The organism is Dactylosporangium sp. NPDC005572 (genome assembly GCF_040605515.1).
In the GTDB taxonomy this organism is placed as follows: Bacteria; Actinomycetota; Actinomycetes; order Mycobacteriales; family Micromonosporaceae; genus Dactylosporangium.
In genome coordinates this window covers 1-16,502 of record NZ_JBEXCY010000239.1, presented here as the reverse complement: position 1 = coordinate 16,502, position 16,502 = coordinate 1, and the positions used below count along the sequence as shown (strand labels likewise).

The window sequence follows — 16,502 nt, the reverse complement described above, 5'->3', positions numbered from 1 at the left end:
TTCCACTCGACGGGATGCAGGCGGTAGCAGCCGTTCGTGATGTGGGTGGTGCCGACCCGGCTACCGGCAGCCGTTCGCCCCGCACGGGCCGTTCAGCAGCCGCAGCCCCTACGCGGCGTCGCTCGGCTACCCGCCGCCCGGCGTGCCCGGCTCGCCCTACCCGGGGCTGGCCCCGACCCCGCCCAAGCCGCCGAAGCCCCCGAAGGAGAAGTCGAAGCTGGGGCGGATCACGTTCTCGATGATCTGCCTGGCCCTCGGCGTCCTGGCGGTGCTGGAGGTCAGCGTCGCGGACTTCAAGGTCAGCACCTTCTTCGCGGTGCCGCTGGCGATCGTGGCCCTGGGCCTCATCGCCGGGGCGTGGATCGGCCGGGCCCGGGTGCTGATCCTGCTCGGGGCGCTGCTCAGCATCGCGCTGGCCATCTCGACCGCGTCGACGTCGGTCGGTGACCCGGGAGTGCCCAGGTCGGTCGCCAACATCAACCTGCGCCCGGACACGCTGAGCGAGCTCGGCAGCTCCTACGACACCGACCTCGGCAACATCCACGCCGACCTCAGCCGGCTGGACTTCAGCACCGCCGGGGACGAGGTGGTGCTGGACCTCCGGGTGCGGTACGGGGACCTCCAGGTCATCCTCCCGCCCAACGTCGACGTGACGGTCGACGTGCGGGTCTCCGGCGGCGACTGCCGGGTGCTCGACCAGGAGTGCGGCGGCTTCAACCAGACCAAGGAGTTCACCGACACCGGCGTCGACGGTGCCGGCGGCGGCAAGCTCCACCTCAACCTCGACCTCGACTACGGCAACCTGGAGGTGACCCGATGAAGCCGCACCGCACGGATGGCGTGTCCCTGACCTTCGGACTGATCTTTCTGGGGATCGTGATCGTCTGGCTGTTCAACCAGGCCGTCTCGGTGAACCTCAACGCCGGCTGGATCGTCGCCGTCGGCCTGATCCTGTTCGGCCTGCTGGGACTGCTCGGGGCGCTGCGCTCCGACCGGCCCGAGAAGGACCGCAACGGCAAGGACAAGGGCGACAAGGCGGAGGCGATGGCCCCGACGAGCTCGGGTCCGAAGTACGACTACGACTACGACCCGGACGATCTGGACTGACGACGGAATATGCTGGCCGGCGGGGGATGTCACCCCGCCGGTCTCGCCTTTTCCCGAGGAGTCTTCCCGAGATGACCCAGTTTCCCGTCGGCCGTCCGGTCCAGATCGGTGACCGTGCCGCCCGGGTCCTTGCCTCCGAGCTCGCCCGCCACGGCGGCCCCAAGACCGGCCTGCTGGTCGGCGCGGCCGCCGGCTCCGCCGCGCTGGCCGCCGCGATCGACGCCCTGCTGCCCGACGACCGGCTGACGGTCGTCGCCGGCGGCGCGACCGGCGCCGCCGCCCTGCGCGAGCACGTGGAGCGGCAGGGCCGCTGGGTGGCCGAGCGCACCCGCGTGGTCGAGTCCCTCGACGCCGCAGAACCGGCCGATGTCGTGATCGCCGCGGAGGCCCTCGCCGGCAGCGCCGACGAGGCCCGCGAGGTGCTCGGCGGGCTGTCCAAGCTCGTCGCCACCGGCGGCGTGCTCACCGTGGTCGTCCCGGCGACCCGCCTGCCGAGCGGCGCCGCCGACGAGGTCGAGCGCCAGGCGGCGCTCTACGGCGTGGGCAGCGACCTGGTCCTGCGCAACGTGCCGCCGGTCCGCGTCCACCGGCTGCGCCACACGCCCGCCCACCACGCCACGGCCGGCCGGCTGCTGCCCGCGCTGCGCCCGTCGAGCGTCCCGCTCACCCGCGGCATGAACATCGACTCCAACGGCGTCGCCGCCGCCGGCATCGCGCTCGGCCTGGCAGCGCTGGCCAAGGCGGCCCGCCCGAAGTCGAAGCTCTGGCTGGTCCCGGCCCTGGCCGCGGCGCCGGTGGCGGCGTTCTTCCGCGACCCGCAGCGCGACGTCCCGGAGGACGCGAGCGCCGTGGTGGCCGCGAGCGACGGCAAGGTCCTCGGCGTGGAGCGCATGCACGACCCGCGCTTCGGCGACCTGGAGTTCCTCCGCGTCGCCGTGTTCCTGTCGGTGCTCGACGTGCACGTGAACCGCGCCCCGGTGGCCGGCAAGGTCATCGACTACTTCGTCGAGGACGGCGGCTACGCGGCCGCGATGAAGCCGGAGGCCGAGCACAACGTGGCGGCCTACACGCTGCTGGAGACGGCCTACGGCCCGGTGGCGGTGGTCCAGCGCACGGGCCTGATCGCCCGCCGCATCGTCCAGCGCGCCCCGGTCGGGTCGCTGCTGGCCAAGGGCGAGCGCTTCGGCCTGATCCGCTTCGGCTCCCGCACCGACGTGTACCTCCCGGCCGACAAGGCCACCCCGGCCGTGGCCCCGGGCGACCGCGTGGTCGGCGGTCAGACGGTGATCGCCCACTGGCTCTGACGCCCGCAACGAACCGCCCCGGCGACCTCTCGCGAGGTGCCGGGGCGGTGTTCGCCGGGAGTTCGCCGGGAGGGAGCGTCAGGCGGGCTGCTCGCCGCGCTGGCGCAGCCACAGGACCGGGCCGCTCACCAGGTAGGCCAGGACGACCACCACGAAGGTCACCCGGTAGTCCACCAGGGCGCCGATCACCGGCAGCACCAGCAGCCACGGGGGCAGGCGCAGGAGGCGGGCCAGCTTCGCATACGGGAAGCTGGAGACCATCGCCAGGCCCAGCAGGGCCACGCCCGCGACGCGCAGGACCGGCGGCATCTCCGGGGCGATCAGGGTGCCCAGGGCCAGGACCGCCGCGCACATCGTGGTCGGGACGCCGCAGAAGAAGCGGCCGTCCTTCGGCGAGACGTTGAAGCGGGCCAGGCGGATCGCCGCGCAGGCCGCCACGAGGGCGCACGCGGGCACCAGGACGGCGCTCGGGGCCGAGCCGTTGAGCCAGGCATACACGACCACGGGCGCCGCCAGGCCGAACGAGCACATGTCGGCCAGGGAGTCCATCTGCGCGCCGAACGGGCTGGCGACGCCGAGGCGGCGGGCCAGGAAGCCGTCGAGGCCGTCGAAGATCACGCACGCGATCAGCAGGCCGGCGGCGACGCGGACGTCGCCGTGGTTGACCGCGATGAAGATGGCCGACAGGCCCAGCATGAGGCTGCTGATGGTGCACGCGTTGACGATCGCGAAGCGGATCCGGCGGGCGAGCGTGCGCTCGCCGGGCAGCAGCGGGATGCTCAGCGACTGGGGCGCCTCAGCGGTCGCCGGGGCCGGGACGGCCGGGCTGACCGGGGCGACGGACACCACGTCTCGTGACAGACCGTCACGGCGCCGCATGCGCAGGCGGGGCAGCCGGACCCGGCCGTTGCGGACCTCGGTCTCGGCGGGCGGGGGCACGAGCAGCGCGGTGGAGCCGGCGATGTTGCCGTCACCACGGCGGCCGACGCGTCCGGCGAAGAGCACCTGCCGGGCCAGGGAACCGCTGCGCCGCAGCCGCCCGGCCCACTGCCGGCCACCTCCCGGGCGAGGGCTGTCCGTGGTGCGTCGTCGCTGCCAAGGTGCTCTCGGCACTGATCCTCCATGTAGGAACGGGGTTCCCACGGGCTCTGTCGGGGGGAGGTTGTCCCCCTGTGTCCGTTTTTGCGAGACCGTCTCGCGATCTACACACCATCGCACATCAGATCGCGGTTGGCGATGCCTGAGGTAGGAAACCGCCAATGCAGGCGAATCCCGCGACTACTGAGCGTATCCCGGAATTTACCTCTGGTCCATTTTAACGACCCCGGTCACTCCCCCGTTGCGGTGCGGCCAGAGCCCATTGCACCACCTCGGTCGTGGGCAGCCCGGCCAGCTCGGCCGGGGCGAACCAGGCGGCCGCCGCGGTCGATCCGCCGGCGGCCTCCGTCACTGTGGGTTGCGACGGCGCGGGCACCAGCACGCGGTACAGCGCCCGCACGCCGTGCCAGTCGATCGGGTAGCCCTCCGGCCCGACGGCGCCGGGGTTGCGGCGGTGGGTCACCCCGAGCAGCTCGGTGATCTCGCCGACCTGGCCGGTCTCCTCGTACAGCTCGCGGATGAGCGCGTCACCCGGCTGCTCACCGGCGTCGGTGCCACCGCCCGGCAGGTGCCAGCGGCCCGCGCCCGGGTAGCCCGGCGCGATCTCGGTGAGCAGCACCCGCCCGCCGGGGTCGGTGGCGAGGCCGTAGGCGGCGAACCGCTGCCCGCGGGGCAGCGCGTCCGGGCCGGGCGGCGCCGCCTCGGCGACCGGACCGGGCTCGCCGGGGACGGGCACGACCGCGAAGACGATCCGGTCCTCGTGCGCGTCCGCGGTGACCAGCGCGCGCACGTCGAGCACCAACGACACCGCGACCGCCCGTCCGGCCTCGGCGAACAGGCGCACCACCGCGGTCGCCGGGTTCTCGAAGTGGCGGATCGGGCCGCCGAGCTCGGTGTCGGAGCCGGCCACCCGGCCGTAGGCGGTGATCGTCCGCGTGCGCGTCATGATCTCAGCGTAGGCCCGCCCCGCGAAGCGCCTCTTCGGTGACCTCCGTCAATGGCAGTTCGTCGAGCTCGTCCGGGTCGAACCAGCGGGCCTCGGCGGTCGAGCCGCCGACGTCGTGGATCACCGGCCGGCTGGAGCGGGCGACCTGGACCTTGTAGAAGGCCCGCACGCCGTGCCAGTCGATCGGGTAGCCCTCCGGGCCGAGCTGGGCCGCGTCGCGGTGGCTGGCGACGCCGAGCAGCTCGACGATGCGCCCCTCCTGGCCGGTCTCCTCGACCAGCTCGCGGATCAGCGCGACGCCCGGCTGCTCGCCGAAGTCGGTGCCGCCGCCGGGCAGGTGCCAGGAGCCGCCCCCGGGGTAGCCCTCGGAGATCCGGGTGAGCAGGACCCGGTTGCGCCGGTCGGTGCAGACCGCGTAGGCCGCGAAGCGCTGCGCGCGGTGCAGTCCGTCGGGGCCGGGCACGGCGAAGAACGAGGGCAGCTCGGGCACCCCGTCGGGCCGGATGTCGGTGGCGGCGTCGGGCAGGCCGAGCGCGTCGGCGGTGAACCGGCGCAGCGGCAGCTCCTTGGCCTCGTCGAGGGTGACCCACCGGGCCAGGTCGGTCGGCTGGCCCACCCGGTCGCGCAGCGCGCCGCCGCGGACCGTCACCTCGTAGATGAGCCGGTCGGTGTGGATGGTCAGGCCGCGGTCCGGCAGCGCCCGCATGTCGGCGAGCACGTCACGCAGCCGGGCCACGGCGACCGACACCCCGGTCTCGGCGGCCGTCTCGCGCACGACCGTGTCCACCGGGTTCTCGCCGTGGTCGACCGCGCCGCCGGGCAGCGACCACACGCCCGGCGTGCCGGACTTCGCCGAGGCCCGGACCAGGAGCACCTGGTCGCCGTCGGCGCAGACGCAGTACGCCGCGATGCGTCGCAGCGGCTGGAGCGCAGGAGTCACGTCGGTAAATTGTCCGGCCTTTTGCCGGACCCGCAAGGGTGACTTCAGGCTGAAGGGCGATTCATTCCCATTCAATAGTGCCCGGCGGCTTGGACGTAACATCCACGACCACGCGGTTGACCTCCCGGACCTCGTTTGTTATCCGGGTGGAAATGCGGGCGATCAGCTCGTGCGGGAGCCGGGACCAGTCGGCGGTCATCGCGTCGTCGCTGGAGACCGGGCGCAGCACGATCGGGTGGCCGTAGGTGCGGCCGTCGCCCTGGACGCCGACGCTGCGGACGTCGGCCAGCAGCACGACCGGGAACTGCCAGACGCTGCGGTCGAGGCCGGCCGCGGTGAGCTCCTCGCGGGCGATCAGGTCGGCCGCGCGGAGGATGGCCAGGCGCTCCTCGTCGACGGCGCCGATGATCCGGATCGACAGGCCGGGGCCCGGGAACGGGTGGCGCATCACGATCTCCTCGGGCAGGCCGAGCGCCGCGCCGATCTGGCGGACCTCGTCCTTGAAGAGCGTGCGCAGCGGCTCGACCAGCTCGAACTTGAGGTCCTCGGGCAGGCCGCCGACGTTGTGGTGCGACTTGATGTTGGCCGTGCCGGTGCCGCCGCCGGACTCGACCACGTCCGGGTAGAGGGTGCCCTGCACGAGGAACTCGACGTGCCCCTCGGCCTCCAGCTCGCGGGCCGCCTGCTCGAAGACCCGGATGAACTCCCGGCCGACGATCTTGCGCTTCTGCTCGGGGTCGGTGACGCCGGCGAGCGCGCCGAGGAACCGGGCGGAGGCGTCGACGACCTTGAGCGTGATGCCGGTGGACGCCACGTAGTCCTTCTCGACCTGCTCGGCCTCGCCCGCGCGCAGCAGGCCGTGGTCGACGAACACGCAGGTCAGCTGGTCGCCGACGGCCTTGTGGACGAGCGCCGCAGCCACCGCCGAGTCGACGCCGCCGGACAGCGCGCAGAGCACCCGCTTGCTGCCGACGCGGGCCCGGACCGCCGCGACCTGCTCCTCGATGATGTTGTTCGACGTCCAGGTCGGCTCGATGCCGGCCACCTCGTGGAGGAACCGCTTGAGGATCGTCTGGCCGTGCGCGGTGTGCGCCACCTCGGGGTGGAACTGCACGCCGGCCAGGCGGCGCTCGACGTCCTCGAACGCGGCGACCGGGGCGCCGGGCGAGCCGGCGGTGACCGTGAACCCGGCCGGGGCCGCGGTCACGCAGTCGCCGTGGCTCATCCAGACCGACTGCTCGGCCGGCAGGTCGCGCAGCAGCACGCCGCCGGCGCCGGCGAGGCGCAGCTGGGTGCCGCCGAACTCGCGGTTGCCGGTGTGCGCCGCCTCACCCGCCAGGGCGACGGCCATCGCCTGGAAGCCGTAGCAGATGCCGAAGACCGGCACGCCGGCGGTGAACAGCCCCGGGTCGACCTGCGGGGCGCCGTCCTCGTAGACCGACGACGGGCCGCCGGACAGGATGATCGCCGCGGGCCGCTTGGCAAGCATGTCGGCGACCGTCATCGAGTGCGGCACGATCTCCGAGTAGACGTGCGCCTCGCGCACGCGGCGGGCGATCAGCTGCGCATACTGCGCGCCGAAGTCGACGACGAGAACCGGCTGCGGCGTGGTCATGGGCAGAAAGCCTATCCGGCGAGCCTGAGGGCTCCGGGCGCGCCCTCGGGCACGGCGGGGTTCGCCGGGCGGACCGGCGCGACGGGGGTGTAGGCCGCCCCGAGCGGCGGGCGGAGGTCGGGTTCGCCCTTGTTGGGCCACATGGACATGGCCCGCTCGGCCTGGGCGGTGATCGTCAGCGAGGGGTTCACCCCGAGATTGGCGGAGACCGCCGCGCCGTCGACGACGTGCAGCCCGGGGTGACCGAAGACACGGTGGTACGCGTCGACGACCCCGCCGTCGGGTGACGCGCCGATCGCCGCGCCGCCCAGGATGTGCGCCGTGACCGGGATGTTGAACACCTCGGACCAGGAGCCGCCGGGCAGGCCGCCGATCTCCTCGGCCAGCAGGCGAACGGCGTGGTTGCCGGCCGGGATCCAGGCCGGGTTGGGCTCGCCGTGGCCCTGCGTGGTCGTGAGCCGCCGGCGGCCGGTCCACGAGCGGCGGTAGTGCACGTCGAGGGAGTTGTCGACCGACTGCATGACCAGCGCGATGATCGTCTTGTGCGACCAGCGGCGCACCGAGAGCACCCGCACGTGCCGGACCGGGTGGCGGAAGAACGCGCCGAACCAGCGCAGCGGCCGCAGCGGGCCGCCGTCGGTGAGCACGGTCTGCAGCAGGCCCATCGCGTTGGAGCCGGGGCCGTAGCGGACCGGCTCGATGTGGGTGTTCGCGTCCGGGTGGAACGAGCTGGTGATCGCCACGCCGTCGGTGAAGTCGACGTCCCGGCGCAGCGAGCGGGCGCCCACGATCGACTCGGAGTTGGTGCGGGTCAGCGCGCCCAGCCGGCCGGACAGCCCGGGCAGCAGGCCCGCCGCCCGGCATTGGTGCAGCAGCCGCTGGGTGCCGAGCGCGCCGGCGGCGAACACCACCTGGCCCGCGGTGAACGTCTGCCGGCGCCGGCGGCGGCCGGTGCCGCGGGTCTCGACCGCGTACCCGTCCCCATCGGGGCGCACGGCGGTCACCGTGGTCAGCGGGTGGACCGTGGCGCCGAGCCGCTCGGCGAGGTACAGGTAGTTCTTGACCAGCGTGTTCTTCGCCCCGACCCGGCAGCCGGTCATGCACGAGCCGCAGTGCTCGCAGGACTGCCGCACCGGGCCGGCGCCGCCGAAGTACGGGTCGACGTCCGGCTTGCCGAAGTACACGCCGACCGGGGTCTGGTGGAACGTGCCGCCGACGCCCATCCGCTCGGCGACCGCCTTGATCGCCACGTCGGCGCGGGTCATCCGGCGGTACGTGGTGACCCCGAGCATCCGCTCGGCCTGGTCGTAGAAGGGGGCGAGCTCGGCCCGCCAGTCGGCGATGTCCTTCCACTGCGGATCGTCGTAGAACGGCTGGAGGGGGCGGTAGAGGGTGTTGGCGTACACCAGGGAGCCGCCGCCGACGCCCGCGCCCGACAGCACGAGGACGTTGCGCAGCATCGTGATCCGCTGGATGCCGTAGCAGCCGAGCACCGGCGCCCAGAGGAACCGCCGCGAGTCCCAGGAGGTCTTCGGGAACTCGTCGTCGGCGAAGCGCCGGCCCGCCTCGAGGACCGCCACCGAGTAGCCCTTCTCGGCGAGCCGCAGGGCGGCCACGCTGCCGCCGAAGCCGGAGCCGATCACCACCACGTCGTAGTGCACGGCCCCATAGTGACTCACGAGTAACTTATCCGGAAGAGGCGGTGCTTCAGCCGGGGCCCGATCTGGGGCAAACTGAGGGAACTATGGCGAGACTTCCCGGCGGGCTGACCGCCTGGCGTGGTCGTCGGCTGCTGGGCAACCTCCCGGAGCCGCGCCGGTCGGGGCTGCCGCTGGTGGGGGCCAGCCGGCATGCGGCGCTGCACTCCCTGGTCCTCGACGCCGTGAAGCACGCCGATGTGGCGTTTCCGGCGGCGGTACGGCTGGGCGGCGCACCCACGGCCCGCCTCACCGCCGGCGAGCTGGTGATCGGCCTGCCGCTCGTCGCGGGCCTGCCCGCCGACCAGCTGCGCGCCGTGCTGGCGCACGAGCTCGCGCTGCCCCCGTCGCGCCACCCCGACCTGGTCCGCGGCCTGCTCAACGCCCGGCTGCACGAGCCGGAGCCGGGCGCCCCAGGCGCCTCAGGCGCCCCAGCCACCGCGGCCAACCGGCACGCCCGGCTGCTCGCCGCGACCGGGGGCCTGCTCGGCGAGGCCGAGCGGGTCCGCGACGCGGCCGCGGTCAACGCGGTCGGCGGCGGCCTCGGCGCGGTCGAGGACGCGGCCCTCGCGCTGCTGCGGGCGGCGGCGATCGAGGCGGTGTTCACCGCGTTCGCGGCCGCCGAGGGCACCCCGGAGGTCGACGGCCTGCCCCGGCGGGTGGCCGACCTGCACGCCGGCTGGCGGCTGCGGCTGGCCGAGTGGGGCGCGCCCGCGCACGACCTCACCGCGGTGCTGGCCGCCCTGCCGGACCGGCACCCGGGGCTCGCCGCCGAGCTGCGCTCGACCGCCGGCGCCGACCGGCCGGTCGCGCTCGCGGCCGACAGCGTGGCGCTGGACGAGCTGTCAGCCGAGGAGGAGCAGGCGCTCGCCGCCGACGTCCTGACCGGCGACCTGCCCTGGACCCGCTTCGCCGACCTGCCGGTCGCGGTCTACCTGGCCGAGGTGCAGCGGCGGGCGCGGGAGTACGTCGAGGCGGTCCAGGCGGTCCTCGGCCGCGCGCCCGACGGCCGCGACGAGCTGGCCGGCACGCTGCTGCGCCGGCCGGTGGACGTGGAGCGGGCCCGCCGCGGGCTGCCGCCGGCCACCGAGGACGACGACCGCTCGGCGCCGCCGTGGATGGGGGCGACGCTGCTGGCCGTGGTCGTGGAGTACACCCTGCTGCGCCGGGGCTGGCGGCGCACCCACCCGCTGCTGCCGCGCCGGCTCACCGGGCCGGACGACGCCGCGCTCGACCTCAACGAGCTGGTCCGCCGCCCCGAGGAGCTCAGCCGGTACCTCAGAGACTGAGCGTCGGCGTCGCCGCCAGCTCGATCGGGTGGACCACCTGGTAGCCGTTGGGCACGTGCTGCTCGACGACGCCCGCGGCGAGCTGGTTGTAGCCGTTGCCGTCGAAGCGGATGCCGTTCCACGGCATGATCGTCTGGGTCGCCGGCAGCGTGATCTGCTGCACCGCGCTGCGGATCGACTGCGGCGTGAAGTCGGTGACCTGGTCCATCGCCATCGCGAGCACCATCGTGGCGGTGAACGCGGCCGCCGCGACCTCGGTCAGCTTGGTGTGGAACGCCTGCTCGTACATGGTGCCGACGACCCGCGAGATCGGGTTGCGCCCGGCGAACTCGGCCGACCAGCCGACGGATCGCAGCGCCTGCACGCCGCCGCTGGACTTGACCCCGTCCAGCGCGCCGACGCCCGGGCCGACGGCGATGACCGGCGCGGTGCCGCGCAGCCGCACGGCCAGCTCGGTCGCGGCGGTCGCCTCGGCCGGGTTCGTGACGACGGCCAGCACCGCGTCGCCCTTGACCACCAGGCCGTCGGGCTGGCCGGCGTCGGCCCCGCCGAGCGGCACGATCTTGTCCCGGCCGCCCACCTCGTAGCCGGCGGCCAGGCTCAGGTCCTCGATCGTGCTCTTGAGCGTGCTGACCTCGCCGCCGACGGCGCCGGCCGGGGTGCCGGCGGCGGTGACGATCCGCTTGAACTGGGCCGGGGTGTCGCGCTGCCGGTACAGCAGGCCGAGCGCGGTGGAGACGAGCTGCCGGTCGCTGGGCTGGATCCGGAAGTGCGCGGTGCGGTTGAGGTCGGCGAACGTGTCCGAGGTGCTCAGCGCGTCGACGAGCGAGACGCCGATGAGGTCGGTCTCCCGGCCGGCCGGCGCGGCCACGTCGATGGTGTCGGCGAGCACCAGCCCGACGGCGCCCTCGGCGACCAGGCGGGACGCCTCCTTCTCGACCTTCTCCGGCGCGCTCTCGGTGTTGCCGGCGATGAGCGTCAGCTTGGTGCCGTTGTGCAGGCCCGCACCCGCGCCGAGCGGCAGGGGCAGCGGCAGGTCCTTGAAGTCCTGGTTCACCAGCTCGATCGCAAGTTTCGCGCCGAGCGTGGCCTGCTGGCCGAGCTGCGCGTTGGCGCCGGTGGTCGGCACCAGCAGCCCGATGGCGACGCTCGCGGGCGCCTTCGGGGCCGGGTTGCCGCCGCCCGTGCACGCCGCGATGAGCAATGCCGACGCCAGCAGCAGGACGATCGCTGCGGGCCGGCGGCCCCTGGTGAGCACGGCGAATGTCTCCTTGCGGGCGCGGGAGGTCGGACGGCCGTATCCTTCCGTTCTGGTCAATGCGGAGGCAACCCCGGTGTCCGGCTTCGAGTAATGTGACCTGCACCACAATGACGTGGTTGGACACTGGTCGCAACCCTGGTTTGATAAGGGCCGCACGCTGCTCAGGCAGCGCGATGACGTATGCGAAAGGTGTGAGGGGTGCAGACCTTCGCTTCGCCGCCTTCGACGAGGGCACCTGCCGTCGTGATGAAGGTGAACAGCCACCGCCGCCGGCGGCCGGGGGAGCCGCAACGGCGCACGTCGCTGCTCCGGGTGCGCGACTGGCGCGTGCCCACGAAGCTGGCCGCGGTCCTCGTGCTGCCCGCCGTGGCCTTCCTGGTCATCGCCGGCGTCCAGATCAACGCGTCCGTGCAGGACGCGTCGAAGTTGGATCAGTTCGCCCAAGGGGTCAAGGTCGGCCGCCAACTGACCGATCTCATCCACCAGTTGCAGCTCGAGAGGGACCGAACGGCCGGACTTCTCGCGAAATCGACCACCGTCGCGGCGACGAGCGGCTCGACTTCCGACAACCAGGAGCTGTTCGCCGACTACGCGCAGACCGACGCGGCCCTCGCCGCCTTCTCGAAGGCCGCCCGCCCGCTGCTGCAGAACCCGATCTTCAACCAGACGCAGAACCGGATCGCCGCCGACTTCCAGGACCTGGCCCTGGTCCGGGAGGGCGTGAAGTCGCGCTGGCTGCGCCAGGAAGCCGTGTTCGACCAGTACTCGGAGACCATCCAGCACCTCTTCGACCTGGTGCCCGACCGCCCCGACATCGGCGGTGACTCGCAGTCGGTCAGCGAGGTCTCCTCGCTCATGGACCTCGCCCAGGCCAAGGAGCTCAAGGACCAGCTGCGCGGCCGGATCTTCGCCGCCGCGAGCGCGGGCAAGTTCGCCCCCGACGACTTCGCCATGTTCTCCGAGATCCAGGCCCGCCACACCGCCGCGGTCGAGCAGTTCCGCGCCTCGGCGAGCCCGCGGCACCTCGCCCTCTACGACCGCAACCTGCGCCAGCCGGCCGTCTCCACGGTCTCCCGCCTCCAGCAGGAGGTCATCTCCCGGGCCCGGGGCGCCCAGGTCGGCGTGACCCCCGAGGACTGGTGGCTGGCCAGCACCGCCGAGCTCGACTACATCCGCTCGGTCGAGCAGGAGCTGCTCGAGGACGCCATCGAGGGCGCTGCCAGCCGGTCGACCGACCAGCGCAACCAGGCGTTCCTGGCGACCTCGGTGATCGTCCTGGTCATGCTGCTCGCGCTGCTGCTGTCCTGGCTCATCGGCCGGTCGATGGCCCGCTCGCTGCGCCAGCTGCGGGCCCAGGCCCTCGACGTGGCCCAGCACCGGCTGCCGGAGGCCATCCAGCGGCTGCGAACACTCCCCCGCGGCGAGACGGTCACCGTCGACACCACGACTCGGGTGCGCTCGTCCGACGAGATCGGCGAGGTGGCGGACGCGTTCACCGCCGTCCACCGCAGCGCCGTGAGCCTGGCCGTCGAGCAGGCGGTCATGCGGCGCAACGTCAACTCCATGTTCGTCAACCTGGCCCGCCGGTCGCAGACGCTGGTCGAGCGCCAGCTCCAGCTGCTCGACCAGCTGGAGTCGGCCGAGACCGACCCCGACCAGCTGGCCAACCTGTTCCGCCTCGACCACCTCGCGACGCGCATGCGCCGCAACGACGAGAACCTGCTCGTCCTCGCCGGCAGCGAGGCCACGCGCAGGTGGGCCCAGCCGGTCTCGCTGTCCGCGGTCACCCTCGCCGCGATGGCCGAGATCGAGCAGTACGCCCGGATCCGTCACGACGTGTCCAACGACGTCTTCGTCATCGGGCACGCCGTGGCCGACATCGTGCACCTGCTCGCCGAGCTGCTGGAGAACGCCACCACGTTCTCCCCGCCGGACACCGTGGTCACGGTCTCCGGCTGGCCCGCCAACGGCGGCAAGGACGCGACGATCGTCATCGAGGACAAGGGCATCGGCATGACCGAGTCCGGCCTCGTCGACGCCAACGAGCGCGTCTCGACCCCGATCGCCATCGACGTGGCCGCCTCCGAGCGGATGGGCCTCGTCGTGGTCGGTCACCTCGCCGACCGGCACGGGGTCCACGTGCGGCTCACGGCGACCGACGAGGGCGTCACGGCGTACGTGACGCTCCCGCAGAAGCTGCTGGCGACCGCCCCGGACGGCGTCGGGCTCTACGGCGGGCCGGGCAACCGGCTCACCGGGCCGGGCCGGCTGCCGATCGCGATGGAGGGGCTGGCCAGCCCGCCGCTGCCGGCGGTGCCGTCGAACGACACGATGGACTCGCCGACGGCGGTGCTGCCCGCGCTGCCCGGACGGCCCGCCGACGCGGGCGATCCGCGTCCGGTCTCGGGTGTACCGGCGGTGGCCGCGCCGCCGCTCCCCGGCGTCGAGGTGCCGGCGACCACCTGGCCGGTGGCCTCGTCGGCGGCGGCGGCGATCGCGGCCGGCAACGGGGCGGCGCACCAGGTCCCGGGGGCGCCGGTGTCGGCCGCGCCGGTCTCGGCGGTTCCCGTGTCGGCCCAGCCGGTGTCGGCGCAGCCGGTCTCGGCCACGCCGGTGTCGGCCCAGCCGGTGTCCGTGGCTCCCGTGTCGGCCCAGCCGGTCTCGGCGGCGCCCGTCTCCGCCCAGCCGGGCAACGGCGTGGTGCGGTCGGCGAACGGCGGGCCGGCGAACGCCGTCCGGCGCGGGCCGAACCGGGCCGAGGACATCATCGGCGCCGCTGCCCGGGGCAACGCCGCCCCGGCGGCGAAGGGCACCCGCTGGTGGTCGAAGGGCGGTGGCGGCGAAGCGCCCGCGGCGCCCGTCGTCCCGGCGCAGCGCCAGCCGGTCACGGCCGGGACGAGCAACGCCGGCCTGCCCATCCGGGTGCCGCTGGCCCAGTTGCCGGGCGACCCGAACGGCGTGGTGCCCGCGGCCGAGGCCGTCCAGCCGGTGACGGTCAGCCAGCCCAGCGAGCCGGACCCGGCGAGCGTCAGCAGCATGCTCACCCGGTTCTACAGCGGCGTGCACCGGGCCGCGAACGAGGACGAAGTTCCCACGGTGCCGATCAACGAAAATCGAGGGAGCACGGCGTGACCCTGAGCCAACAAGCACGTGACCTGAGCTGGCTGATCAACGCGTTCACCGAGCGGGTGCCGGGCATCGCGCACGCGGTGGTGGTGTCGTCGGACGGCCTGCTGGTCGCCGTCTCCGACCACCTCCCGCGCGACAGCGCCGACCAGCTCGCCGCCGTGACGTCCGGCCTGGTCAGCGTCACGAGCGGCGCCGCGCGCATCTTCGACGGCGACGAGGTCAAGCAGACCGTGGTCGAGATGGGCCAGGGCTTCTTCCTCGTGATGTCGATCCGCGACGGCTCGATCCTGGCGGTGCTGGCCGGCCGCGAGGCCGACATCGGTGTCGTGGGCTACGAGATGGCCCGGCTGGCCAAGCAGACGGGCGAGATGCTGACCCCGGCCCTGCGGGCCGAGCTCCAGCAGGCCCTCCCCCGCTGACCCCGCGGGCCGGCGCTCGCCGCCGGCCCGCCCACCGTCCGGTGCTCAGGCGCTGATCAGCGTCAGCGTCAGCGTGCCGGTGTACCCGCCCTTCGGGGACGTGTCGGGCATCCACAGCTCCATCGCCGCGCCCAGGCGCTGGGTGCCCAGGCCGCCCCCGGCCGGGGCGGTGGCCAGCAGGCAGGCCGTCGCCAGGCCGGGGCTCGCCGGTGCGGCCAGGTTCGGTGGCACCGCCGGGCCGGCGACCGGGTCGCCCTCGGCGTCGCTGCCGGCGGTGACCAGCGCCGGCGCCCAGCCGACGTCGCGGGCCGGGACCGTCGCCGCGCCGTTCGTCAGGTCGGTGGCCTGGCCGGTCACGGTCCAGCCGGGCTGGTCCGGGCGCGAGTCGGCGACCGACACCCCGGCCAGCTCGCCCCGGAAGACCCAGGCGTGGCGGTGGCCGGTCGGGTCCGTGGCCTGGGCGGGGTGGCCGCCCGCGGTCGCCGGGTCGACCTGGGTGAGCGCGACCCGCGTGCCGAGCGCCACCTGCAGGCCGAGGCTGCCCTGGTACGGCGGGGTCGCGTTGAGCGCCTCCGCCGGCACGCCGGCGACGCGTCCGCACGGGCCGTGACCCGCCTGGTCACACTCGGCCGGCATCGGCACCACGTCGAAGTAGTCGGTCTGGACCGCCGGGTTCAGGCACGGATGCCGCCGCGGGTCGAGGATGCTCGTGTCGACCGCCGGGTCCACCGCGTGCAGCCGCTCGAGCGCGTCGAACATCCCGTACACGCCGATCGCCGACAGCGGCGTCACACCGTCGCCCGCCGGTTCGCACACCGCCGCGGCGAAGAAGTCGACCATGGTCTGCCGCTTGGCGGTGGTCATCCGCGGTTCGGCCTGCGGGTCGGTGCCGGTCGGCAGGATGAGGTACGTGACGCCCGACAACGGGTACACCCGCGGGTCCGGGGCGTCGTACACCGGGGCGCCGAGCGGCATCCCCAGCGCGAACGTGACGTTGAGCGGGTCGGGCGCGACGAACCAGCCGCCGGCATTGCCGATCTTCGCCACCGGCAGGCCGGCCCGCAGCGCGGTGGTGTGGTCCGTGTAGCCGATCGCGCCGTCGTTGGCGGGGTCGGTCACGAAGGCGGCGATCGCGCCGGTGCCGGTGAGCTCGCGCAGGCCGGGCCGCTGCGGGAGGTACTGGCTGCGGCCGGTCGTCCAGTCGGCCGGGAAGCGCCGGCTCAGGAAGTCGGTGAGCAGGTACGTCGTGCCGGACGCCGCCGCCGGCGCCACCGGGACGATCGGCCGGGCGGGCAGCACGCGGCCGTTGTTGTCGGCCCGGATCGCCGGGTCGCTCCAGTCCGTGATCGCGCCCGAGTAGATCCGGGCCAGGGTCGAGCCGGAGAGGCGCAGGTCGCGGATCGGCACGCCGTGCTCGCGCAGCTGGTACGAGACGGCGACGGCGGTGGCCGTCAGCGGGGCGTACGTGTACGGCCGGTACCCGTCCCAGTCGTCATGGCCGGTCCGCGGGTCCCGCCCGAGGAACGGCAGGTCGGACACGGCGAAGTCGTTGGCCCGGTTCGCGAAGTCCCGCTTGCCGGCCGCCGACCCGGCCGGGGTGTAGTCCACCTGGAGACCCGGCTGCTGCGCCCGCCACCGGTCGAAGCCGGCGGCCGCGGCGGCGTCGCCGGTCCCGGAGATGCGCGCGTGCGGGGGCG

At 73.9% G+C, this 16,502-nt stretch carries 13 protein-coding genes; 6 read left to right on the top strand and 7 right to left on the bottom strand.

Annotation, left to right across the window (positions count from 1 at the left end; translation table 11 throughout):
- Positions 1 to 142 precede the first annotated feature (142 nt).
- The 3 genes from ABZS66_RS53215 (at position 143) to ABZS66_RS53205 (ending at position 2,411) form a co-directional block, all read left to right on the top strand.
- Positions 143 to 820 carry a LiaF domain-containing protein gene (locus ABZS66_RS53215; protein WP_354771158.1) on the top strand — a complete coding sequence of 226 codons (678 nt, stop codon included), beginning with the start codon at positions 143 to 145 and terminating at the stop codon, positions 818 to 820.
- Complete coding sequence (locus ABZS66_RS53210; protein ID WP_354771156.1) at positions 817 to 1,107, top strand: hypothetical protein; 291 nt, start codon at positions 817 to 819, stop codon at positions 1,105 to 1,107. The genes ABZS66_RS53215 and ABZS66_RS53210 overlap by 4 nt, the downstream gene beginning before the upstream one ends.
- 71 nt (positions 1,108 to 1,178) lie before the next feature.
- A complete protein-coding gene (locus ABZS66_RS53205) occupies positions 1,179 to 2,411 on the top strand; it encodes a phosphatidylserine decarboxylase (RefSeq protein ID WP_354771154.1) in 1,233 nt (410 codons plus the stop codon).
- A gap of 78 nt (positions 2,412 to 2,489) precedes the next feature.
- Here ABZS66_RS53205 and ABZS66_RS53200 read toward each other — a convergent pair whose 3' ends face one another.
- The 5 genes from ABZS66_RS53200 to ABZS66_RS53180 all read right to left on the bottom strand — a co-directional run bounded on the left by ABZS66_RS53200 (position 2,490) and on the right by ABZS66_RS53180 (position 8,671).
- Positions 2,490 to 3,446 carry a CDP-alcohol phosphatidyltransferase family protein gene (locus ABZS66_RS53200; protein WP_354771160.1) on the bottom strand — a complete coding sequence of 319 codons (957 nt, stop codon included), beginning with the start codon at positions 3,444 to 3,446 and terminating at the stop codon, positions 2,490 to 2,492.
- Between the two features lie 280 nt (positions 3,447 to 3,726).
- Positions 3,727 to 4,455 carry an NUDIX domain-containing protein gene (locus ABZS66_RS53195; RefSeq protein WP_354771152.1) on the bottom strand — a complete coding sequence of 243 codons (729 nt, stop codon included), beginning with the start codon at positions 4,453 to 4,455 and terminating at the stop codon, positions 3,727 to 3,729.
- A 4-nt stretch (positions 4,456 to 4,459) separates the two neighbouring features.
- On the bottom strand, positions 4,460 to 5,395 hold the full coding sequence (locus ABZS66_RS53190; protein ID WP_354771150.1) for an NUDIX domain-containing protein: 936 nt from the start codon (positions 5,393 to 5,395) through the stop codon (positions 4,460 to 4,462).
- A gap of 61 nt (positions 5,396 to 5,456) precedes the next feature.
- Positions 5,457 to 7,010, bottom strand: a complete 1,554-nt coding sequence (gene guaA / locus ABZS66_RS53185; RefSeq protein ID WP_354771148.1) for a glutamine-hydrolyzing GMP synthase — start codon at positions 7,008 to 7,010, stop codon at positions 5,457 to 5,459.
- 11 nt (positions 7,011 to 7,021) lie between these two features.
- On the bottom strand, positions 7,022 to 8,671 hold the full coding sequence (locus tag ABZS66_RS53180) for a GMC family oxidoreductase (RefSeq protein WP_354771146.1): 1,650 nt from the start codon (positions 8,669 to 8,671) through the stop codon (positions 7,022 to 7,024).
- Positions 8,672 to 8,754: 83 nt separating this feature from the next.
- On the opposite strand from ABZS66_RS53180, the gene ABZS66_RS53175 reads away from it, so the two are divergent.
- The gene (locus ABZS66_RS53175) at positions 8,755 to 9,996 is read left to right on the top strand and encodes a hypothetical protein (RefSeq protein ID WP_354771144.1); all 1,242 of its coding nucleotides are present in this window, start codon (positions 8,755 to 8,757) and stop codon (positions 9,994 to 9,996) included.
- Here ABZS66_RS53175 and ABZS66_RS53170 read toward each other — a convergent pair.
- On the bottom strand, positions 9,986 to 11,254 hold the full coding sequence (locus tag ABZS66_RS53170; RefSeq protein ID WP_354771142.1) for an ABC transporter substrate-binding protein: 1,269 nt from the start codon (positions 11,252 to 11,254) through the stop codon (positions 9,986 to 9,988). The genes ABZS66_RS53175 and ABZS66_RS53170 overlap by 11 nt on opposite strands.
- A 201-nt stretch (positions 11,255 to 11,455) precedes the next feature.
- Here ABZS66_RS53170 and ABZS66_RS53165 point away from each other — a divergent pair, with 201 nt between their 5' ends.
- Both ABZS66_RS53165 and ABZS66_RS53160 read left to right on the top strand, forming a co-directional pair.
- Complete coding sequence (locus ABZS66_RS53165; RefSeq protein ID WP_354771140.1) at positions 11,456 to 14,389, top strand: nitrate- and nitrite sensing domain-containing protein; 2,934 nt, start codon at positions 11,456 to 11,458, stop codon at positions 14,387 to 14,389.
- A 2-nt stretch (positions 14,390 to 14,391) separates the two neighbouring features.
- Positions 14,392 to 14,805, top strand: a complete 414-nt coding sequence (locus ABZS66_RS53160; RefSeq protein ID WP_238007686.1) for a roadblock/LC7 domain-containing protein — start codon at positions 14,392 to 14,394, stop codon at positions 14,803 to 14,805.
- A 45-nt stretch (positions 14,806 to 14,850) separates the two neighbouring features.
- Here ABZS66_RS53160 and ABZS66_RS53155 read toward each other — a convergent pair.
- The coding region (locus tag ABZS66_RS53155; protein WP_354771138.1) for a substrate-binding domain-containing protein at positions 14,851 to 16,502 on the bottom strand (1,652 nt) is incomplete at its 5' end.